We start from the raw sequence: 21,129 nt of genomic DNA, 5'->3' as shown, positions 1-21,129 counted from the left end.
GTTCTGATATCGCGTTTCAGGTTGCGTAAAGCGCGCTCGGCCTACCAAGAGACGTCGTCGAGCGTCTCTTCCCCGGAGTAAACGGTGATGTCTTCCTTGGTGAGCGGGTTATTGGAGCGCTGCAGGTCTTCTTCAGTGACATGCATGTGGTTCTTTTGCCGCGGAAGATAATGATTCGCGGGCTTGGTTCCCCACTCCGGCATCAGCGCATAGCCGCCCCGCTCGCGGATCGCGACCGAGGCCTCCGACTCCGGATCATGCACATCACCGTAGAGCCGCGCGTTGGTCGGGCAGGCGATGACACAGGCCGGCTTCCGCTCGGCCTCGGGCAGGGTCTGATCCGTGATGCGATCGATGCACAGCGTGCATTTCTTCATCACCTTCTGCTGCTCGTCGAGCTCACGTACCCCATAGGGGCAGGCCCAGGAGCAGTATTTGCAGCCGATGCACTTGTCGTAGTCGACCAGCACCACGCCGTTGTCCTGGCGCTTGTAGGACGCCCCTGTGGGGCAGACCGGGACGCAAGGCGGGTCTTCGCAGTGCAGACAGCTCTTCGGGAAATGCACCGTCTCGGTGCTTGGGAAGCTGCCCACCTCATAGGTCTGCACCCGGTTGAAGAAGGTGCCGGTCGGGTTGGCGTCGTAGGCGTTCTCATCCACCATCGGGCCGGCCCAACCAGAGGTGTTCCATTGCTTGCAGGAGGTCACGCAGGCATGGCAGCCAACGCAGACGTTCAAATCGATGACGAGGGCGAGTTGGGTCATGGATCTATCGCGGGTAATTCTGGCCCGGAGGCTTGATGGTCGCCGGTCCGCGCCCGCTCCTGATTCGGAACGGGCGCGCAGCCGGCCTGTCTTGTCGGCGTCGCGCCGGCGCGGCGGTCGAAAGGCCGCGTCGATGCCAACCTCACTTGCGGCCGAACAGGCCAGCGACATAGGCCTGCCAACGCTGCCGGGGGCGGTTGAGCTGACCCGGCAAGGGCTTCATCGGCGCGAACTGGGGCTCGCAGGCCTGCCCCTCCTGCTGCTCGACCTTCTCGATGCGCACGCGCACGTCATACCAGGCCGCCTGGCCGGTGAGCGGGTCGGAATTGGACAGATGTTGCCCGCCGTCGGCCGTGGTCAGCGGCAGCTCTTCGCCGATGAGGTGATTGAGAAGGAAGCCCTTCTGCGATTCGTCGGCCTTCGCGCTCAGCCCCCAGGCGCCGGCACTCTTGCCGATCGCGTTCCAGGTCCACACCGTGCCCGGCTCGACCGCCTCCGAGAAGCGGCACATGCACTTGACGCGGCCGAGATGTGACTCGACCCAGATCCAGTCGCCATCCTCGATGCCATGCACCAGCGCCATCTGTGGATTCACGAACAGATAGTTGTGGCTGTGGATCTGGCGCAGCCAGGCGTTCTGACTGTCCCAGCTGTGATACATCGCCATCGGCCGCTGGGTCAGCGCATTGAGCGGAAAGCGCTTCTTGTCGATGCGCTGGGTCTCCAGCGGCTCGTAGTAGAACGGCAGCGGATCGAAGTAGGTCTCGATACGCTCGCGGTAACGCTCCGGCGGTTGACGCCCGGGCCACTTACCCTGGGCGGCGGCGCGGAAGCGCTGCAAGACCTCGGAGTAGATATGCAGGGTGATCGGCTCGGCCCAGCGCGTCAGTCCATGCGCCCGCGCCCAGTGCAGGTAGCCCTTGTTCCAGTTACGCATGAACTGATAGCTGCGCGGCAGCTCGTGATGGAAGACGCAGCCATTGGCGGCATACTGCTCCCACTGCTGCGGGTTGGGCTCGCCCTTGAGGTACTTGTCGCCGAACTTGCCGCGCCAACCGGCGAGGAAACCGATCCCGGAGCCCGGCGAGGTCTCGTAGTTGACGACGAAGTCGGGATAGTTCTTGTACTTCGCCGTGCCGTCCTGGTTGGTGAACGCCGGTAAGCCGATGCGCGCGCCGAGTTCGATCAGGACATCCTGGAACGGCCGGCTGTCGCCCTTCGGCGGCAGCACCGGCAGGCGCACCGAGTCGACCGGGCCATCGAACTCCGAGATCGGCCGATCCAGCATCGAGAGCACATCATGGCGCTCCAGATAGGTGGTGTCGGGCAGCACCAGATCGGCGAAGGCGACGGTCTCCGAGGCGAAGGTATCGCAGACGACCAGGAACGGGATCTTGTACTCACCGTTCTCGTGCTGATCGGCCAGCATCTCGCGCGTCGCGACCGTGTTCATCGCCGAGTTCCAGGCCATGTTGGCCATGAACAGGAACAGGGTGTCGATCGGATAGGGGTCGCCGCGCCAGGCATTGGTGATGACGTTGTGCATCAGACCATGGGCCGCGAGCGGATATTCCCAGGAGAAGGCCTTGTCGATGCGCACCGGCTCGCCGTCATCGTCGACGAACAGATCCTCGGGCTTCGCCGGCCAGCCCAGCGGCAGACCGTCGAGCGGGGTGTTCGGCTGCACCGCGTCCGGGCTGTTCGGTGGCTTCGGGCAGGGCGGGATCGGCTTCGGGAACGGCGCCTTGTGCCGGAAGCCGCCGGGGCGATCGATGGTGCCGAGCACGGTCATCAGGATGCTCAGCGCGCGGATGGTCTGGAAGCCGTTCGAGTGTGCCGCGAGGCCGCGCATCGCATGGAAGGCGACCGGGTTACCGGTGACCGTGTCGTGCTCCTTGTCCCAGGCGTCGGTCCAGCTGATCGGCAACTCGATCTTATGATCGCGGGCCATCACGCCCATCTCGTGCGCGAGGCGGCGAATGGTCGCGGCCGGGATACCGGTAATGCCCTCGGCCCAACTCGGCGTGTAGGACTCGACCCGCTCCATGAGGAGCTGGAACGAGGTCTTGACCGGCGTGCCGTCCTTCATCGTGAAGCTGCCGAGCATGCGCGGATCGGCGCCCTCGGCGTGGGTCAGCACCTCGCCCTGGTTGCGATCCCACCAGAACTTGTCTTGCGGATCGGTGCAGCCGCGGGTCACCTCGACGCTCTCGTCGCGATAGAACATGCCGTGATCGTCACGCGCCGGGTCGTCGATGACCAGTTCGGCGGCATTGGTGTACTGGATCAGGAAGTCGCGGTCGTAGAGGCCGAGTTTGATGATCTCATGGGTCAGGGCCATGAAGAGCGCGCCATCGGTGCCGGGCTTGATCGGCACCCATTCATCGGCGATGGCACCATAGCCCGAGCGTACCGGGTTGATCGCGATGAAGCGCCCGCCCTCGCGCTTGAACTTGGAGAGCGCGATTTTCAGCGGGTTCGAGTGGTGATCCTCGGCCGTGCCGATCATGATGAAGAGCTTGGCGTGGTCGAGATCCGGCCCGCCGAACTCCCAGAACGAGCCGCCGATCGAGTAGATCATGCCGGTGGCCATGTTGACCGAGCAGAAGCCACCGTGCGCGGCATAGTTCGGGGTGCCAAACTGCTTCGCGAACATCCCGGTGAGAGCCTGCATCTGATCGCGGCCGGTAAACAGCGCGAACTTCTTCGGATCCTCGGCGCGCAGTTTGCCGAGCCGCTCGCTGAGCATGGTCAGCGCCTCGTCCCAGGAGATCTCCTCGAACTTCGACTCGCCGCGCTTGGCATTGGCCTTGCGCTTCAGCGGCTTGGTCAGGCGCGCCGGCGAGACCTGCTTCATGATGCCGGACGAGCCTTTGGCACAGAGCACGCCCTTGTTCAGCGGATGGTTCGGATTGCCCTCGATGTAGCGGACCTGCCCATCGCGCAGATGCACGCGGATACCGCAGCGACAGGCGCACATGTAGCAGGTGGTCTCTTTGACCTCGGTCCGGCCAATCTCGGCATCGTGGTGCACAGCAGGGTCTTTCATGGGCGTGTTGTTCGTCTAGCCTCAGGGGAATGTGGTGACATTCTAATATTAGCGGAGCGCAAAGGGGTAAGCGCTGTTAACAAAAACAACGTTTTATTGATTAAGGTAATCTCCTCTTAAACATCACTGGACGTACTGGGATGGAATTTTTCGCGACTGCCCCCTGCACCCTCAGCCCCGACCAACTTCAGGATCGGATCACCGGGCCAAGACTCGCCGAACTGTGCGACTCGATCGACCGCGTACTGCAGTGGTCCGAAACGCATACGCAGGATGCAGGGGAAATCTATTGCCTGTGGGGGCACCCTGATCCACTGCACCATCAACCGCAGCGAGCAGGATCCGGATTTCATCGAATCGATCGAGGACTTCGTCGCGGACTGGTCACGGGGTCTGCTGCGGGAGTCAGCACAGGAGGGGTGACCTCGATGGCCTCCAGCGCCTTGTTCAGGGTGCTGCCGACGTTCTCCTTGACGTGCTTCAGCGCCGGCTGCGGGACGGTCTTCTTCTCCCCGTTCTCAACGACTTTCTGCCGGACATAGAAGTACTTGCCGGAGTAGTTGTCCGGATCAGTGAGCACGCCTTGGATGTCGGCCTCGCTCATGCCCCGTGCGGCCAGCTCACGGCGCAGTTCATCCTGACGCTGTTCGAACAGATCGCTGGCGCGCTTCAGGAACAGCATGCCGAAGATGTATTCCTTGTACTCACTAGCGTCCATGCTGCCGGCAGATCATCGCAGGCGGTGAGGAGAAGGCTTTCGAGCCGGGCGAGGGTCAGCTTCATCGAACGCGGGTTTCCTGCGCAACATCGACCTCTGGGTGAGAGGCTTGCCCATCACGGGCGGATGCGGAGCTTACTCCAGAACCAGCTTGCGACCGAAGGGGTGGCGGGCATTCGCATTGATCACGGGCACGGCCCAGATCACCGGATAGCTGGGCTTGTACTCGGCGGGGCCGTCGAGATCGGTGAGGAAGACGGCAATGTCGGGGGCGTGTCGCTCAGCCTCGCGCAGCAGCGGGCTGAAGTCGGTGCCGCCACCGCCCTCGAAGGCAAGCTCGCGCAGATTGGAGCGGCCGGGCTCGAACTGGGCGACGCCGCTGACGCGTTCATCACCGGCGACGATGGTCAGATCAGCCTCGAGGCGGCGGCTGATGGCCTCGATTTCACGAGCGAATCGCTCGAGCAGCGGCGGGTCGATCGAGCCGGAGAGGTCGACCATGACCACCAAGCGCGGCACCGCACGCGAAGCGGTGCGGCCTGGCTCCCAGGGGAGCCGCCGACCGCTGGGGGTGCGGCCTTGGTTAGCTAGGTAAGAGCGCGCGGGACGTGACCAGGATTGATCAGGCGTGCGCGCTAGTCCACGGGTGAGCAGCGTGCGCAGTAGATGCTCCCAAGGCGTGCGCACCTTGGGTAGATCGGCGATCAGCTCGCGCAGCATCGAGTGGCCGCCATCGCCGGCATGGGCGCGGATTAGCCGCTCGCGCCATTCGCGCGCCTGCTCGGCCTCTTGCTCTGGGCGCAGGTCATCGTTGGCCGGGAGCAGGTCGCGGGGCGTCTCGGCGCCGAGCCAGCGCGCCCGGCTGGCGCGGGCGCCGTCCTCGCAGGAAGCGTGACGATCGGTCTCGGGCTGCTGCGTTGTTTGTGGTGCTGACGGCTGCGTTGTTTGCCGTCCCCGTTGCTGCATGTCCTGCTGGACCGGCCGCTGCATGGCCTGCTGCGCTGATCCTCGCGCCTTCTGCACGGCATCGCGACCCGCGCGGCTACTGTGCTGCCCGCTGTTGCCGTCTCGCTTTGGATTGGTGCGAGCCTGATCGCCGCTGCCAGCAAGCAAGCGCGGGCGACGGTCATCGATGGCGCGGTAGAGGCGTTCGAGATCCCATTCCAGCAGCGCGGCCGCTGGGCTCTGGTCACGATGCAGGGTGCTGGCGAGCAGGCCTTCCAAGGTCACGGCCGTGCTCGGCAGCTCGAGCCAAGCGAGATGGCCAAGGGTGCTGTTGACGATGGCGTCGGCGCAGAGGTTTAACAGCGCCGGGTCGACCTCGCCGAGCAGGCGCTCGAGCGCCCTCGCCCGCTGCGCGTGCTGTAATGCTACATGCAGTACCTGATGGGCGACCTCGCCGATCTGCTGCGGTAGGGTCAGCGCCTCGAAGGCCGGTGTATAGAAGATGCTGCGACCATCATTGGCGGTGCTTGCCAGCGACCGCGTCCTAGGGTCGCCAAGCTCGCGATCAGACTCGGCTTGAATGGTGGGTAGTGCACTGCCTTCGGGAGGCAGTTGTCTACCATCTGAGGAACTTTCTCGCGAACCAGCTTGAATAGGCTTGGCAGGGTTTGGCCCAACCGCAGCCCGTAGGCCGGCGTGGATCACAAGCCCCGGCAGCGCATCCACATCGTGGTGGCGAATCCAGAGTGCGAGCCCACCGGTCGAGGGCGCGTACTCGACCAGCTTTTGGATCGCGCGCGTGCCGCGATGGGTGTAGAGGGACTGCATCGAGCTGTGTGTGCCGCGACCTCAGCCGAGGCCGGACTCGGCACGCTGTTCGCTGTAGCGCCGATAGGCGGGGCTGTCGAGCACCACGCCTTCGAGGCCCGTTTCAAGCGCCCGCTCCAGCAGCAGCTCCATCGCCAAGGTCTGCGCCTCGCGGATCGGCAGCGGCTCGCGCGCTGGGGCATCGGGCAGTTGCTCGATGATCGCGAGCGCACGCGCCATGCGCTCGCGGTCGCTGGCGGCAGCCAAGAGCGCGTAGATCATGCCGTAGAGCGCATCGAGGTTGGTCGGTAGCAAGGCAGCGGTGGCCTCGCCGGGCTCGGCTGCGAGCAGGGCCATCACATCGACCCCGGCCTGGATCTCCTTGAGCACGCCGAAGAACTCAGCGGCATTGGCGGCACCGATGCGCCCCTGCACGAAGACCCGCTTGGCCTGCTCCGAGAGCCCGGAGCGGATGATGTTGGAGATGTCTTCCCACCCACGCGGGCTGGCGCCGATCAGGTGATCGTTGGCGAGCTGGGTCTGGGTGTCGTCGAGCTTGTCCGGGCGCACCTTGAGATAGGCCATCACCTCGGGCGCGAACCCGCGCGTGACCGCATGGCCGAGGAAGGCATCGATCACGGTCTGGACGTTGAAGTGGAACATCCGGTCTGCGAGCGCCGTGCCCATGTCGTGGCTGACCGCGCCGTGGAAGCTGGCGTTGCCAGCCGCAATCACCTGCCAGCCGTCCGGCAGCCGGTAGTAACCGACACGCCGGTCGAGGATCAGCGAATAGGCCGAGATCTGCAGCCGCTGATCAGCCGCCGTGAGTTCGTCGAGGAACAGGATGCCCTCGGGCTGATCGGTGGTCGGCAGGAACTCGGGCGGGAACCAGACCGTCTTGCCCTGGCTGTCATCGGCGTAGATCGCGCCCCGGATGTCGACCGGCTCGATGGTGGTCAGACGCAAGTCGATCAGCGGTACGCCGAAGTGCGCGGCGACCTGGCGCACGATCGAAGACTTTCCAACGCCACGCGTGCCCCAGAGCATCGAGGCGCGATGCCGCAGGACGGGGTCAGTGTATTGTTCGATCAGTGCCTGCTTGGCGGCGGCGATGGAAACCGGCGGGATATTCATCCGGCCTCGGCGCCCCGCATCGATGGATCGTCGTTCGCGCTGACTCCCGGACCTGAAGCCCCCTGATCTCTGGGGGGTATCGTCGAGTCTGTCGGGTGATCCGATAGAGCGGCACGATGGCCCATGCGCCCTTTGCTCTCATCGACGATCCACTCACGCCCGATGAGGCGTCGCGGCATGGGCGGAATCTCGATCACTGGCAGCTCGCGCATCGCGAAAATGCCGACCATCAGCAGCGGCGGACCCTGAAACATGAACATCCTCACCAAGGACACGTCCATGAGCGAGAACAGTTGGATCAGCGGCGCGGTGCCAAGCAGGCCGAGGCCGATCAACAGCGGGATCGCGCGCTGAAAGGTGACCCGCCAGCGCGCGGATTGCCAGCGGGCATGGAATTCACCCGGGTCGCTGCGCAAGGTCTTGGCGAGATGCGACACCGCCTGAGCCAGCTTGGCCTCGCTATCGCGCGTGCGCTCCGGCTCGTCGGCGGCGATGCGCACGCTGCCGCGCCAAAATCGACCCAGCGCCCGCATCGGGCGCCATTCCCAGTCCAGGACGGCGAACAGATCGGCCGGCACGCGCAGGCGCTGGTCATTCTCGGCGCGCAGCTCGAAATCGGCTGGCATTTTGCGACCGGTCTTGGCGTTCAGGTTCAGGCGCACGCCCTCGACCAGGGCCTCGGCCCTCTCTAGCTGTAAGCGCCAATGCACGGATGGCTGCTCGCTGGCCGGGATCGGCTGTAAGCGGTAATCGCGCGCGATATGGATGCCCTCGACGGCGACGATTTGGCGACCCACCTCGATGGCCTCGATCTGCTCCAGCAGCATGCCGGGATCGCTGCCCTCGATCTCGAGTGTCGAGCTTAGGCCGGTGCCATCGCTGAGGATGCGCCGAAGACGGAAATGCTCGGGCTTGGGGGTATCGAGTGTCAGGGTCTCGGTGATCGACTCGCCAGCGCTTGGCAGATCGGGATGCTGGATCGGCTTGAACCGCAGCCGACGCTGAGCGCGGTCACTGGCGGCGAGGTCGACCTGGCGTCCGCGCTGGCTAAAGGGCGCCACCAGGCCGAGGATGGCGTGATGGGTGAGCGGAACCAGCCCGGAGGACTCGGCCTGGGGCACGGTCGACGTCGATATCGAAGGGTTATGAGCGACACGAACCATAACAGTCAGCTCGATCGTGATGGAGATTACAGGGCGATGACGATACACGGCTTCAACTGCGGCGGCATCCCCGTTTATCCCTGAAGACACTGGGGATTTCCCGAGCCCTTGCGGGGATTTCAAGACATCGCCCTCAAGGCCAAGCCGTCCACTCGGCCAATGGCGCCAGATTCACGGCCATGTTCGAGCGCGCCCCGTGGCGGGCGTTTAGCCCGTAGACGACGCTGTGTACGCCAACCACGCGGCCCTCGTGGAGAACGGGGCCTCCAGAGTCGCCGGGGCAGAGCGAGGGCGCTCGGGCGGCGCGCTGACCCGCTTGGGTGTAGAAATTAACCGCATCGACTCGAATCACGGCCGAGGATGCCGAGCGCCGCACGGCCGGGAATCCAGGGTTGGAACCCGCATTGGAGCCAGCACGGGGGCGGCCCAGAGCGGCACACCCGAAGCCAACCAGCTCAACCTCGGTGCCGGCCTGCAACGGCGTGAAATCCACCGCGCGGGCCGGAATCGACGGGGTCGCCGTTCGCAACCGCAGTATGGCGACATCGGGATAGCGCGCGGCGAAATGATGGCGCATGCGCAGTCCTTGCTCGAGGGTGGCCGCCGGCAGTGCCGTCGCGCTCTCGCCGAGTTCGGCGAGACGCTGCCGCCGATAGTCGACGAACTTCGCCAGCCCCTCGCGGTAGCGCTCGGGCAGCCGGGTCTCCGCGATGACGGCGGTGAGCGCACCGGCGCCGTTCTCCTGCCGGTAGGCATTGTCCAGCTTGACCGAGCCACCCGGTTGGAAGGCCGGCCGCAGTTCGCCGGAGCGGGCATCGACAACACAATGTGCCGCCGTGAGCAGGGTCTGCGGGCCGATCTTCACCGCGCTGCAGCCTGCCATCTGCTCGCCGCGCAGCCACAGCACCTCGGGATAACGCAGCTCGCTGTCCGGCTGACCGCCGCTGAGCGCAAAGGCGCAGGGTGTCACCAGGAACCACGCGAGCGTCATCACGCGCACGATGACTTGCACACAATCGAGGTCAGTCAGGTAGACTGGACGGATAGACGCCTCGTCCTCATCCATGCTCGGAAGGGGATCATCCAGGTTGATCGGATGAACAGAGCCGCTCATGCTGTTGACCATCACCACCTCTTGGGTTTGTGTTGCCCTCATGTGATCTCGCCGTGCGCCTGATGGTTTGCTCAAATACCCACACTCGGACGCGGCGCGCGCGGCTCACCCGATTCGCGCTTTGGGGGCTGATCGCTATCGTTGCCTGGCGATCGGGCATATCCTCGGCTCAGCAGATCATCGTCAATCCTGATGTCGGCGTCGTCGCCATCGATCGCAACCGCGCCCGCCTGATCTTCACCATGCGTGTCAATCAATGGGGCGACAAGCAGCCGGTGACCGTCTTCGTGTTACCCGATGATGCGTCCCTACATCAAGTCTTCGCCAAGAGCGCGCTCGGGGTCTATCCCTACCAGCTCAGGCGCACCTGGGACCGACAGGTCTTCTCCGGCACCGGCCAGGCGCCCGTGCAGGTCGCCAACGAGCAGGAGATGATCGAGCGCGTGCGCAAAACCACGGGCGCCATCGGCTACATCAGCGACCGCCCGGATGCCACCGGGGTCAGGACCGTCAAGGTCGAATAGCCATGGACAGATCGCGCGCCCTGCTCGCCCTCCTCAGCCTCTTGCTGCTCAGCAGTCCCGCTGCCGCAGAGCTGGTGTTGCCGAGCGGGTTGCAGCTCCATGGCTTCGCCAGCCAGGGCGCGGTCCACACCAGTAACAACCGCTTTCATGGCGACAGCCCGGAGACCTCCCTCGATTTTACCGAGATCGGCCTGAACGCCTCGTGGCGCTTGAGCCCAAGGCTGCTGCTTGCCGGACAGGTGCTGTCGCGGCGCGCGGGCGACATGAGCGATGGCTGGCCCAAGGTCGATTTTGCCCTGGCCGATATCAACCTGGTGATGCAAGACAACCATCGGGCCGGCGTGCGCCTCGGGCGGCTGAAGAACCGCCTCGGCCTCTACAACGAGACCCGCGATGTGCCTTTCACCCATCCGGGCATCTTCCTGCCCCAGGTGGTCTATTTCGATAAGGTGCGCAACCTGGTGCTCGCGACCGATGGCATCCAGTTGCACGGCGAACTCTACCAGCCCTTCGGGACGCTGTCGGCGACCCTCGCGACTGGGCGGCCGGTGGTCGATGAGAACGTCGAGGCGACCTTGTTGCGGGGCCAGATCCCAGGGTCTATCGAGCCGCGCGAGAACAGTTGGCTCGCGAGCCTGTGGTTCCATTCACCGGCCGAACGCATCAAATTCGGACTCAGCGGCGCGGCGATCGCGTTGCAGCAGGATTGGACGCTCACCCGCGCGAATCCGCAGATCGATCTGACCTATTGGATCGCCTCGGCCCAGTACAACGCGGAGCACTGGAGCTTCTCGACCGAATACATGGGGCTGCCTTTCAGGGGGCGCGATTTCCAGCCCGTGCGTCCAGATCTCAATCAGACTTCGGAGGGCTATTACGCGCAGCTGACCTATCGCTTGCGCCAGCCGCTCGAGTTGATGCTGCGCTACGAGGAAGGCTTCGCCGACCGTGATGATCGCGATGGCCAAGCACTCGAACGCCTGACCCAGGGCCTGATCCCCAAGCACGCCGGCTCCTCGCGCATCCTGAGCCTCGGGCTGCGCTGGGATCTCTCGCGCCACTGGATGCTGCGCACGGAATATCAGCGGCATATCGGCAGCTTCATCCTCTCCGAGATCGAGAACCCGAACCTGTTCGAGCAGGACAAGCACTGGGATCTCTTCGCCGTCCAAGCCGCCTTTCGCTTCTGAGCGCGGACAGCAGCGTGGCTGATCGGCTCGCTTCCCCACGACCACCGACTCCGCGACCTTTCCTCGGTCTGCGCTGGAAGGTGCTGATCGGTATCAGCCTGCCCCTGGCCGCAGTGATCATCTCCCTGACCTTCTACGCGCATGAGATCCTGATCGGTCAGTTCGAGCGCCATCAAGGCCAGCACCGCCAGCGTCAGGTTGCGCACTTCTCGAGCCTGCTCGCGGATCGCTATCAGCAGATGTCGCGGCTGGCCAGTCTCGTGCCACGTCTGACTCACGACAGCAGCGATCAGCATGTCGAGGATCACCTGCGGCATGTGTTGGAGACCGACGGCGCGACGCTCGATCTGGAATGGGATATTCGCTCGGTGCACTGGATTCCCCCCCACGGCGAGCCCGTCGCACTCTGGCCGCCGGAGGAGCAAGCGCTGCCGACAGGGTTCGTGCAGGAAGTCCAGGAGCAGCCGGAACGGGTGATGGAACGGTTGCTCTGCCAGCAAGAGGCCTGCCTGCAATACTTGGCGTCTCCGGTGTTGTGGCGCGGCCAAACGGCCGGCAGCCTGGTGCTGGGCCGCACCATGGCGAGCCTGCTGCTGGCCTTCAGGGACATCACCCAGGCTGATCTCGTGCTCGCCACCGTCGCCGAGGATGCGCACCTGCAGTTTCTCGGCGCGACTCAGGCTGAGCGGATGCTGCCGTTGCTCGCCTCCGTGCCCGCCGCGTCCTTGCTCGCCAGCAGCTCCAGCGAGCCCCTGTCGGTCGCGTTCGGTCAGGAGTGGTACCAGGCGTTTCGCATCGACCCGAACAGCGACAGGTTGATCGGCTTCATCGTCAACCGCACCACCGATGATCGACGTACCATCGCCACCTTGTCCCAGAACAGCCTGCTCATCGGCCTGCTTGCCCTGTTCGTGGCCGAGATCCTGCTGCTGTTCATCATGCAGGGCCCGGTCATGCGTATCCGCAAGCTCTCGCAACTCCTGCCGCTGCTGGCGGAGAACCGCTTCAACGCGCTGGCCGAGCGCCTGCCCAGATCACGCCACCTGGTTGGATTGCGCGATGAAATCGATGAAACCATTGAGGTCGCCAACACCCTCAACCAGCGCATGGCGCAGATGCAGGCTGAGCGCCAGACGGCACAGGACAGACTGCGCTGGCTCGCCGATCACGATTCCCTGAGCATGCTGCTCAATCGCCGCGGCTTCGATCATGTGCTTACCCAGGCGATCGAGCAGGCACAACGCCAAGGGACCGGTGGGGCGCTGTTGTTCATCGACCTCGACAACTTCAAGGATGTCAACGACACCAGCGGGCATCAGATCGGCGATCGCTTGCTCAAGCGGATCGGCACGCGGCTTGCGTGCGCGCTCGGGGAGCGCGACCAGGTCGGGCGCCTCGGCGGCGACGAGTTCGCCGTGCTGCTCACCGAGACAGAGCCGACGGCCATCATGCGGGTCTCCAACCAGCTCCAGGAGCAGATCAGCACCACCACCGTACGGGCGGGAACGCACCGCCATCAAGTCTCGGCCAGCATCGGCATTGCCCTCTTCCCCGAGCAGGGCACCGACACTGAGGCGCTCATGGCCAATGCGGACCTGGCCATGTACCAAGCCAAGGCGCATCAGCATCGCTGTTATCACTTCTATTCCGAGCAAGACAAGACCCGGGCGCGGGCCAATGCACGGGTGCTGTGGGGGCGCGAGATCACCGAGGCACTGAACGCCAGCCGGCTCCAGCTTTACTATCAGCCGTTGATGGAGCTGTCGACGCGACGCATCTGGCGTGCCGAGGGCCTGTTGCGCATGCAGCTCGTCGATGGGCGTCTGGCGTTGCCGGATGAGTTCATCCCCATCGCCGAACGCAGCGCGTTGATCAATGCCATCGACCGCTGGGTCATCGCCGAGGCTATTCGCCTGCTCGCCGCGAACCCGCACCTGTCGCTCTCCGTGAACCTGTCGGCGAAAGCGTTGGCGGATACCAGCCTCGATGCCGACCTCGCTCGCCTGTTGCAATCGGCGCGGGTCGATCCGCCGCGTTTGACGCTCGAGATCACTGAGACGGTGGCGATCGAGAACATCGGTGGTGCCATTACCCGCATGAAGAGTATTCGCGCGCTTGGCTGCCACTTCGCGCTTGATGATTTCGGCAGCGGTTTTGCGTCTTACGCCTATCTCAAAGAACTGCCCGTGGACGACGTCAAGATCGATGGCAGCATGATCCGCAATCTCGATCAGAGCGTGGAAGATCGGATCTTCGTCAAGGCCGTCGTCGAGATGGCGCACAACATGGGCAAAAAGGTGGTGGCCGAATTCGTCGACTCAGAGGTTATCCTCGAGATCCTGAATGACATTGGTGTCGATTTTGCCCAAGGCTACTTCATCGGGCGTCCGCTGCCGCATCCGCCGGCACCGTTCATCCATGATGAGCCTAGCTAGCGGGCGATGAGCGGTTAAGGAGCAGTGCGGATCGCGGCTCGAATGCGGGCGATCAGCGCACTCAGTTCGGCGTCGGCGGGAACGGCTTGGCCGATGAGCCAGTCCTGCAGGATCTGATCTTGCATACCGAGTAGACGCTCGAAGGCGCGGCGAGCATCGCCATCGAGTTCGGCGTAACCATGATGCAGGAAGTGGTTGAGCAGGAGATCCAGCTCAAGCATTCCGCGCCGGCATTGCCACTGTAGGCGCTTGATCTCGCGCGCATCGCGATCACTCACACCGATTGCTCAAGCATCAGCTCTTTGATCTTGCCGATGGCCTTGGTCGGATTCAGGCCCTTCGGACAGACCTCGACGCAGTTCATAATGCTGTGGCAGCGGAACAGTTTGTACGGGCCTTCCAGCGCATCCAAACGCTCCTCGGTCGCCTGGTCGCGGCTGTCGGCAAGGAAACGCCAAGATTGCAACAGCGCCGCTGGGCCGTGGAACTTGTCCGGGTTCCACCAGAACGACGGGCAGGCGGTCGAGCAGCAACCGCAGAGGATGCACTCATAGAGACCGTCGAGCTTGTCGCGGTCCTCGGGCGATTGGCGGATCTCTTGCTCGGGCAACGGATCTTTGCGGATCAGATAGGGCTCGACCGCGCGATACTGCTCGTAGAACTGGGTCATGTCGACGACCAGATCGCGGATCACTGGCCGCCCCGGCAGCGGGCGCACCTGGATCGGCTGTTTCAGCTCGGCGATCGGCGTGATACAGGCCAGGCAGTTGGTGCCGTTGGCGTTGACCCCATCGGAGCCGCAGACGCCCTCGCCACAGGAATGGCGAAAGGCGAAGGTCTCGTCTTGCTCCTTGATCGCCAGCAGCGCCTCGCGCAGCATCATGCCCGGCTGTGCCTCGACCTCGAAGGTCTGCATATAGGGCTTGGCGTCGGACGCGGCGGGGCTCGACTCGGCGTCACTATCGGGCTGGTAGCGGTAGACGGAAAGGCGTATCGCGGTCATGGGCGTCGATGTTCAGGTTGATGCGGAGTCTAGGCAAGCGCTGAAGGGGCCGGGAAGCCGCTCGATCTTGCTTCAGTACACCCGCGGCTTGGGCGGGAACGAGTCGACCGTCAGCGGTTTGGTCCGTACCGGCTTGTAGTCCATGCGGTCGCCGTCGCGCTGATAAAGACTGTGCTTCATCCAACGCTCGTCGTCGCGCTCCGGATAATCGACACGCGAATGCGCGCCGCGGCTCTCATCGCGATGCAAGGCCGACATCAATGTCGCCATGCCAACGTCGACCAGGTTATCGAGTTCCAGCGCCTCGATGCGGGCGGTGTTGAAGGTCTGGCTGTGATCGCGCAGGCGCACGCCCTCGACGCGCTCGCGCAAGGCTTTCAGCTTCTCGACGCCTTCGGCCATGGTCGCCTGATCGCGGAACACCCCGCAGTGGTCCTCCATCAAGCGACGCAGCTCGGCCTTCACATCGGCGACTCGCTCACCCTCGCCTTGGCGCTCCCAGCGCGCCAAGCGCGCGACCGCCGGCTCGATGTGCGCATCGCGCATCGACCGATGATGGGGGTTCTCGGTGACATAGCTCAGGATGTCGGTGCCGGCGGCACGGCCGAACACCAGGATGTCGAGCAGCGAATTGCCGCCGAGCCGATTGGCGCCGTGCACCGAGACGCAGGCGCACTCGCCGGCCGCGTAGAGCCCAGGCACCACCTCTTCTGGACCATGTCGGGCCGGCGCCACCACGCGCGCATGGCGATCGGTGGGGATGCCGCCCATCGCATAGTGCGCGGTCGGGAACACCGGCATCGGCGCCTTGGCCGGGTCGATGCCCAGGAAGACGCGGCAGATGTCGGTGATGCCGGGCAGACGCTGATGGACCACATCGGTGCCGAGATGATCAACCTTGAGCAGCACGTAATCCTTGTTCGGCCCGCAGCCGCGACCCTCGCGGATCTCGGTGACGATGGAGCGCGAAACCACATCGCGACTGGCCAGATCCAGCGCATTCGGGGCGTAGCGCTCCATGAAGCGCTCACCCTCGCTGTTGATCAGATAGCCGCCCTCGCCGCGTGCCGCCTCGGTGATCAGCATGCCCTTGCCGGCGACGCCGGTGGGGTGGAACTGGTAGAACTCCATGTCCTGCAGCGGCACCCCGACGCGCAGCGCCATGGCCATGCCGTCGCCGGTGTTGATGAAGGCGTTGGTGGAGGTGCGGTAGACCTGACCATGGCCACCGGTGGCCAGCAGCGTGGTCTTGGATTCGATGATCAGCGGCTCACCGCTCTCGATGTCGAGCACCAGGGCGCCGAGGGTCACCCCTTCATCATCGCGGATCAGGTCGACGGCGAAGTGTTCATCGAAGAAGTGGGTCTTGGCGCGCAGATTTTGCTGATAGAGCGTGTGCAGGATGGCGTGGCCGGTACGGTCCGCCGCCGCGCAGGTGCGCGCCGCCTGCTCGCCGCCGAAGTTCTGGCTCTGGCCGCCGAAGGCACGCTGGTAGATGCGTCCGTTGTCGAGCCGCGAGAACGGCACGCCGGCATGTTCGAGTTCATAGACGGTCGGGATCGCCTCGCGGCACATGGTCTCGATCGCGTCCTGATCGCCGAGGTAGTCCGAGCCCTTGACGGTATCGAACATGTGCCAATGCCAATTATCGGGCAGCGCGTTGGCCAGCGCGGCGTTGACGCCACCTTGCGCGGCGACCGTGTGCGAACGGGTCGGGAACACCTTTGAGACCACGGCGACGCGCAGATCGGCGGCGGCCAAGCGCAGAGCGGCATTGAGGCCGGCACCACCGGCGCCGATGATCAGCGCATCGAAGTGGCGATGGGGAAGCGAGCGGGCAGCGGCCATAGCAATCAACCAACCTGTACCAGGATCAAGGCCTGCAGCGCCCAGAGGCCAGAGGCGAGAAACATCAGCGCGAACAGCGACAACAGCCCGACGCGCACTCCGAGCGGCTTGACGTAATCGATCAGCACATCGCGGATACCGACCCAGGCATGGGCCAGCAGCAACGGGATGAAGACCAGCAGGCCGACCGCGACCCAGGGCGAGCCCGCCCAAGCCGCCAGCTGCGCATGGTCCTGCGGCGACGCGAACGCAAAGTAGAGCGCCAGGTAGAGCCCGAACAGAGCCAGATAGACGGCGCTGATGCGCTGCACCAGCCAGGCCTTGAGACCAGAGGCACGCCGGCTCATCGTAGCACCACCGTCCCGATCAGGGTCAGTGCCAGCGCGCTGTAGAGGGTGGTCCAGGCGGTCTTGCGGGCGCTCGGGCGGTCTAATCCCCAGCCGAGATCGAGCGCCAGATAGCGAAGCCCCGCCAGCAGGTGATGGAGCAGCGACCAGCCGAGTACCAGCAGCGCTAGTTGACCGAGTGGACTGCCCGCCAGCGCTGCGGCGGAGGCAAACCCGGCGCTTCCCGACAGGGCCTGCGCGAACAGGGCCGCGAACACCGGAATCGCGAGCACCATCAGCACTCCGCTAACGCGGTGGAGGATCGAAACGACGCCGGGAATCGGTAATCGGATGCGCCAGAGGTCTAGGAAGACGGGACGGGTTTTGACCATGAAGGGCTCGAGGTTCTCGGGATTAGGGCCTACGCTGATTTGTGCAGCGCAGCAAGATTACCGCTTGCGGACAGAAGGAGCAACTCGCTCACAAGCGCTTGCCTGACGGCACAAGTTTCATCGCGCCAATGATTGATGACAATTTGGGACTACCATCACGGGCACTCGGCTGATTTGGATGACGCGGGCAGCCGTCGAGCCGAGCAAGCCGCGCCCGAACAGTCCATGCGAGCAGGTGCCCATCACAATGACATCGACGCCCTTCTGCTCGGCCTGATGCGGAATCTCTTCGCTGGCACGCCCGGAATGAACGACAACATCGGACACCAACGGCGATGAATCCGGCCCCTCGCCGAGTTCGTCCTCGCAGAATTTGGTGATCCGCTCGCGCATGCGCTCGAGGATCTTCTTCATCCCGTCATGCTGCATCTCCTCGCGCTTCTTCGAGGACATGTAAGCGTCGACAATCGCCTGACCCGTGCCAGACAGGGGCTCCATGACGTGCAGCATGATGATGCGCCCCTGGTGGATCTGCGCCAGGTGGATGGCCCGGCGGAACACCGGCCGCATGTGCTTTCCTAGATCGGTCGCATAGAGGATGGTGTTGATTGCCAGCGGATCGGCCATGTCAGTTGTAACCTTGGAGCTTATCAATGTACTCGGGCAGGAACAGCGAGATCTGCGGGATGTAGGTGATCAGGATGAGGAAGAACAGCAACAGCAGCATCCAGGGCAGCACCGCCTTGATCACCCAGCCGATCGATTCGCCGGTGATACCGGCGGTGACGAACAGGTTGAGCCCCACCGGCGGTGTGAGCATGCCGATCTCCATGTTCACCACCATGATGATGCCAAGGTGAATCGGATCGATGCCAAGCTGGGTCGCAATCGGGAACAGGATCGGCGCCATGATCAGCAGGATCGCCGAGGGTTCCATGAAGTTGCCGGCCGCGAGCAGCAGCAGGTTCATCACGATCAGGAACATCCAGGGCTCGAGGCCGTGCGAGACGATGGTCTCGGCGATCTGATGCGGGATGCGCTCGGTGGTCAGCACATGGGCAAACAACATCGCATTGGCGATGATGAACAGCAGCATGATGCTGACCTTGGACGCATCGAGCACGGTCTTGCGCACCTCGGGGTGGGCAACGCTCTGTACCAGCGCCAACGGCACCTGCCAGCTGTTGCGCACCAGCACCGAGCCGAAACCCTCGCCGGAGCGCTGCCAAGGCGTCTCCTTCAGCGGGCCCATATCGCGGTAGCCAATCACCGCGACTAGGAAGGCATAGACCGCAGACACCGCCGCCGCCTCGGTTGGGCTGGCGATGCCGCCATAGATGGAGCCGAGCACGATGACGATGAGCATGATGCCGCCGGAGGCGCTGAAGGCGGCGGCGCCGACCTCGCGGAAGCCAGGCCAGGGCTGCGCCGGCAGCTTTTTGATGCGGGCCACGATGTAGATAGCGATCATCAGCATCAGTCCCATCATGATGCCCGGGATGAAGCCGGCCATGAACATCTTCGCGGCCGAGACCTCGGTCGCGGCCGAATAGACCAGCATCACGATCGAGGGCGGGATCAGGATGCCGAGGGTGCCGGCATTGGTGATGACGCCGGAGGCGAAGGTCTTCGGATAACCGGATTTGACCATGCCGACGATGACGATCGAGCCGATCGCGGCGACCGTCGCAGGCGATGAACCCGAGACCGCAGCGAACAGCATGCAGGCCAGCACCGAGGCCATCGCCAACCCGCCCTTGATGTGCCCGACCATGCCGACGGCAAAGCGGATCAGGCGCTTGGCGACGCCACCCGTCGACAGGAACTGCGACGAGAGGATGAAGAACGGGATCGCCAGCAGCGTGTAATGGGCCGAGAGCGCCTCGAACAGCTTGAGCGCGATCGAGGCCAGTGAATCATTCGAGAACAGCAGGATGGTGACGATGCTGGAGAAGCCGAGTGCGATCGCGATCGGCATGCCGAGCAGCATGCAGCCGAACAGCAGCAGGAACAGGGTTGCGGTAGTCATGCGCGCGTTCCCTCCTCCTTCCCGGCTTCGGCTTGCAGCTCATCGGCGATGCGCATGCTCTCTTCGACCTCGCCAGACTGATGAAAGCTCGTGGCCGAGCCACGCACGACCTGATAGAGCAGCTCGAGCAGGCGAATCGATAGCAACCCGAAGCCAATCATGAGGATACTGTGCGCGACCCAGGCCGGGACAGGGATATCCTCGAGTTCGATGCCGATCAGGTGCATCTTTTCCAGATAGATCCAGGAGCCGTAGAGGAAGAGGCCACAGTAGGCCAAGGCCAAGAGGATCGCGAACGCGGTGATGAGGCGCTGCCCGAGCGGCCGGAACAAGCGCACGAAGGCGTCGACGCCGATGTGCGAGCCAGCCTTGATGCCGTAAGAGGCGCCGAAGAGCACGAACCAGGCGGAGAGATGCAGGGTACCCTCCTGGCCCCAGCTGATGCCGGTGCCGAAGCCGAAACGCAGGATCACTTCATAGAATACCAACAGCGTCATCACCACCAGCAGCAGCGAGATGATGGCCTCCTCGGTCTTGTTGACGAGCCGAAGCAGCATGGGCGGTCTCTCTTGGTCTTTCGAGGAAGGGCGGCTTGCGCGGCACCGAAGCCAGCTCGACTTGGGCGATCGAACGCCACTGTCAGCGCGATTGAAAGCCTCCTATACGGCTTTCAATCGCGGACGCGGGTCAGTTTTGATTCGACTGATAAGCGGCCTCGATCAGCTCGGCACCGATCTCATCCTCGAACTGCTTCCAGACTGGCTGCATCGCCTCGACCCATTGCGTACGCTCTTCCGGGCTCAGCTCGATGATCTCGGTGCGTCCAGACTCTGCGATCTTCTGTTTGTCTTCGATCGCCTTGTCACGCGCGATCTTGTTGCCATAAGCCAGCGCCTCATCGAGCGCCTCCGCAACCTGGGTCCGTTGCTCATCGCCGAGACCAGACCAGAATTCCTTGGAGGTCACCACCATGTAGTCGAGTAGCCCGTGGTTCGACTCGGTGATATAGGGCTGCACCTCGAAGAACTTCTTCGAATAGATGTTCGACCAGGTGTTCTCCTGTCCATCGATGGCCCGCGTCTGCAGCAGCGTGAAGACCTCGGAAAAGGGCTTCTTCAGCGGCGCCGCGTCGACCGCCTTGAACTGAGCCTCGAGCACCTCGGAGGACATGATGCGGAACTTGAGCCCAGCGGCGTCCTCCGGCACTCGCAGCGGCTTGCTCGAGGACAGTTGCTTCATGCCGTTGTGCAGATAACCGAGGCCAATCAATCCCTTTTTCGAGACGCTGTCCAGCATCGACTGACCCTGCTCGCCCTGCTGGAAACGGTCGACCGCATCCAGATCCTCGAACAAGAACGGGAGATCGTAGAGCGCAAGCACATCGGTGTAGCGGCTGAACTTCGACAACGCTGGCGCCGCCATCTGCACATCACCGAGCAGCATGGCTTCCAAGACCTTGTCGTCACCAAAGAGTTGCGAGTTTGGGTAGACCTCGACCACGACCTCGCCATTGGTCTTCTCGGCCACCAGTTCCTTGAAACGCTCGGCCATCAAGCCCTTTGGGGTGTTCTCGGCGACGACGTGCGAGAACTTGATCATCACCGGTTCGTCGGCTGCGGTAACGGCGGAGCTGAACGCGAAGCCGAACAGGGTGACCATCATGACCAAGGCGGTTGGCAGGATACGCA

The 21,129-nt window shown here is 63.9% G+C and carries 19 protein-coding genes; 3 read left to right on the top strand and 16 right to left on the bottom strand.

The window, feature by feature from the left end; all coding sequences use genetic code 11:
* Positions 1-41: 41 nt before the first annotated feature.
* From soeB to AC54T3_RS05905, 7 genes are all read right to left on the bottom strand, one after another.
* Positions 42-764, bottom strand: coding sequence for a sulfite dehydrogenase subunit SoeB (gene soeB, locus AC54T3_RS05935; protein WP_496623166.1), 723 nt, complete (start codon positions 762-764; stop codon positions 42-44).
* 142 nt (positions 765-906) lie between these two features.
* Complete coding sequence (gene soeA / locus AC54T3_RS05930) at positions 907-3,813, bottom strand: sulfite dehydrogenase subunit SoeA (protein ID WP_496623164.1); 2,907 nt, start codon at positions 3,811-3,813, stop codon at positions 907-909.
* Positions 3,814-4,162: 349 nt separating this feature from the next.
* Positions 4,163-4,531, bottom strand: a complete 369-nt coding sequence (locus tag AC54T3_RS05925; RefSeq protein WP_496623163.1) for a type I restriction-modification system subunit M N-terminal domain-containing protein — start codon at positions 4,529-4,531, stop codon at positions 4,163-4,165.
* Positions 4,532-4,666: 135 nt separating this feature from the next.
* A complete protein-coding gene (locus AC54T3_RS05920) occupies positions 4,667-6,304 on the bottom strand; it encodes a vWA domain-containing protein (RefSeq protein WP_496623161.1) in 1,638 nt (545 codons plus the stop codon).
* Positions 6,305-6,325: 21 nt separating this feature from the next.
* Positions 6,326-7,417 (bottom strand): AAA family ATPase, encoded by a 1,092-nt coding sequence (locus tag AC54T3_RS05915; protein WP_496623159.1) that lies wholly within the window; start codon positions 7,415-7,417, stop codon positions 6,326-6,328.
* Positions 7,414-8,538: a hypothetical protein gene (locus tag AC54T3_RS05910; RefSeq protein ID WP_496623157.1), complete on the bottom strand. Its 1,125-nt coding sequence runs from the start codon at positions 8,536-8,538 to the stop codon at positions 7,414-7,416. Before AC54T3_RS05910 ends, AC54T3_RS05915 begins: the two co-directional genes overlap by 4 nt.
* 175 nt (positions 8,539-8,713) lie before the next feature.
* Complete coding sequence (locus AC54T3_RS05905) at positions 8,714-9,736, bottom strand: trypsin-like serine protease (RefSeq protein WP_496623155.1); 1,023 nt, start codon at positions 9,734-9,736, stop codon at positions 8,714-8,716.
* Positions 9,737-9,756: 20 nt separating this feature from the next.
* On the opposite strand from AC54T3_RS05905, the gene AC54T3_RS05900 reads away from it, so the two are divergent.
* From AC54T3_RS05900 to AC54T3_RS05890, 3 genes are read left to right on the top strand one after another with little or no spacing between them, the layout of a single operon-like run.
* The gene (locus AC54T3_RS05900; protein WP_496623153.1) at positions 9,757-10,218 is read left to right on the top strand and encodes a hypothetical protein; all 462 of its coding nucleotides are present in this window, start codon (positions 9,757-9,759) and stop codon (positions 10,216-10,218) included.
* 2 nt (positions 10,219-10,220) lie between these two features.
* Positions 10,221-11,408, top strand: a complete 1,188-nt coding sequence (locus AC54T3_RS05895; RefSeq protein ID WP_496623151.1) for a hypothetical protein — start codon at positions 10,221-10,223, stop codon at positions 11,406-11,408.
* Between the two features lie 14 nt (positions 11,409-11,422).
* On the top strand, positions 11,423-13,843 hold the full coding sequence (locus AC54T3_RS05890; RefSeq protein ID WP_496623149.1) for a bifunctional diguanylate cyclase/phosphodiesterase: 2,421 nt from the start codon (positions 11,423-11,425) through the stop codon (positions 13,841-13,843).
* Between the two features lie 14 nt (positions 13,844-13,857).
* Here the strand turns inward: AC54T3_RS05890 and AC54T3_RS05885 are convergent, their stop codons facing one another.
* From AC54T3_RS05885 to AC54T3_RS05845, 9 genes are all read right to left on the bottom strand, one after another.
* Positions 13,858-14,121, bottom strand: a complete 264-nt coding sequence (locus tag AC54T3_RS05885) for an FAD assembly factor SdhE (RefSeq protein WP_496623148.1) — start codon at positions 14,119-14,121, stop codon at positions 13,858-13,860.
* Positions 14,118-14,837, bottom strand: coding sequence for a succinate dehydrogenase iron-sulfur subunit (locus AC54T3_RS05880; protein ID WP_496623212.1), 720 nt, complete (start codon positions 14,835-14,837; stop codon positions 14,118-14,120). The genes AC54T3_RS05885 and AC54T3_RS05880 overlap by 4 nt, the downstream gene beginning before the upstream one ends.
* Before the next feature lie 81 nt (positions 14,838-14,918).
* Entirely contained in the window at positions 14,919-16,694 is a 1,776-nt protein-coding gene (sdhA, locus tag AC54T3_RS05875; RefSeq protein ID WP_496623146.1) for a succinate dehydrogenase flavoprotein subunit, read from the bottom strand.
* 5 nt (positions 16,695-16,699) lie between these two features.
* Positions 16,700-17,041, bottom strand: coding sequence for a succinate dehydrogenase, hydrophobic membrane anchor protein (gene sdhD, locus AC54T3_RS05870; protein ID WP_496623145.1), 342 nt, complete (start codon positions 17,039-17,041; stop codon positions 16,700-16,702).
* Entirely contained in the window at positions 17,038-17,412 is a 375-nt protein-coding gene (gene sdhC, locus AC54T3_RS05865; protein ID WP_496623143.1) for a succinate dehydrogenase, cytochrome b556 subunit, read from the bottom strand. The genes sdhD and sdhC overlap by 4 nt, the downstream gene beginning before the upstream one ends.
* 117 nt (positions 17,413-17,529) lie before the next feature.
* The gene (locus tag AC54T3_RS05860) at positions 17,530-18,039 is read right to left on the bottom strand and encodes a universal stress protein (protein ID WP_496623141.1); all 510 of its coding nucleotides are present in this window, start codon (positions 18,037-18,039) and stop codon (positions 17,530-17,532) included.
* A 1-nt stretch (position 18,040) separates the two neighbouring features.
* On the bottom strand, positions 18,041-19,441 hold the full coding sequence (locus AC54T3_RS05855; protein ID WP_496623140.1) for a TRAP transporter large permease: 1,401 nt from the start codon (positions 19,439-19,441) through the stop codon (positions 18,041-18,043).
* Positions 19,438-19,998 (bottom strand): TRAP transporter small permease, encoded by a 561-nt coding sequence (locus tag AC54T3_RS05850; protein ID WP_496623138.1) that lies wholly within the window; start codon positions 19,996-19,998, stop codon positions 19,438-19,440. The genes AC54T3_RS05855 and AC54T3_RS05850 overlap by 4 nt, the downstream gene beginning before the upstream one ends.
* Positions 19,999-20,128: 130 nt before the next feature.
* The gene (locus tag AC54T3_RS05845) at positions 20,129-21,103 is read right to left on the bottom strand and encodes a TRAP transporter substrate-binding protein (RefSeq protein WP_496623210.1); all 975 of its coding nucleotides are present in this window, start codon (positions 21,101-21,103) and stop codon (positions 20,129-20,131) included.
* Positions 21,104-21,129: the final 26 nt, after the last annotated feature.

Source organism: Halochromatium sp. NSM3 (assembly GCF_059621085.1).
This window is presented reverse-complemented; position numbering and strand designations above follow the sequence as displayed.

Coding starts and splice junctions, on each gene's coding strand:
- soeB (WP_496623166.1), bottom strand. CDS start 764: ATGACCCAACTCGCCCTCGTCATCGATTTGAACGTCTGCGTTGGCTGC.
- soeA (WP_496623164.1), bottom strand. CDS start 3,813: ATGAAAGACCCTGCTGTGCACCACGATGCCGAGATTGGCCGGACCGAG.
- AC54T3_RS05925 (WP_496623163.1), bottom strand. CDS start 4,531: ATGGACGCTAGTGAGTACAAGGAATACATCTTCGGCATGCTGTTCCTG.
- AC54T3_RS05920 (WP_496623161.1), bottom strand. CDS start 6,304: ATGCAGTCCCTCTACACCCATCGCGGCACGCGCGCGATCCAAAAGCTG.
- AC54T3_RS05915 (WP_496623159.1), bottom strand. CDS start 7,417: ATGAATATCCCGCCGGTTTCCATCGCCGCCGCCAAGCAGGCACTGATC.
- AC54T3_RS05905 (WP_496623155.1), bottom strand. CDS start 9,736: ATGAGGGCAACACAAACCCAAGAGGTGGTGATGGTCAACAGCATGAGC.
- AC54T3_RS05900 (WP_496623153.1), top strand. CDS start 9,757: ATGGTTTGCTCAAATACCCACACTCGGACGCGGCGCGCGCGGCTCACC.
- AC54T3_RS05895 (WP_496623151.1), top strand. CDS start 10,221: ATGGACAGATCGCGCGCCCTGCTCGCCCTCCTCAGCCTCTTGCTGCTC.
- sdhA (WP_496623146.1), bottom strand. CDS start 16,694: ATGGCCGCTGCCCGCTCGCTTCCCCATCGCCACTTCGATGCGCTGATC.
- sdhD (WP_496623145.1), bottom strand. CDS start 17,041: ATGAGCCGGCGTGCCTCTGGTCTCAAGGCCTGGCTGGTGCAGCGCATC.
- sdhC (WP_496623143.1), bottom strand. CDS start 17,412: ATGGTCAAAACCCGTCCCGTCTTCCTAGACCTCTGGCGCATCCGATTA.
- AC54T3_RS05860 (WP_496623141.1), bottom strand. CDS start 18,039: ATGGCCGATCCGCTGGCAATCAACACCATCCTCTATGCGACCGATCTA.
- AC54T3_RS05855 (WP_496623140.1), bottom strand. CDS start 19,441: ATGACTACCGCAACCCTGTTCCTGCTGCTGTTCGGCTGCATGCTGCTC.
- AC54T3_RS05850 (WP_496623138.1), bottom strand. CDS start 19,998: ATGCTGCTTCGGCTCGTCAACAAGACCGAGGAGGCCATCATCTCGCTG.
- AC54T3_RS05845 (WP_496623210.1), bottom strand. CDS start 21,103: ATGATGGTCACCCTGTTCGGCTTCGCGTTCAGCTCCGCCGTTACCGCA.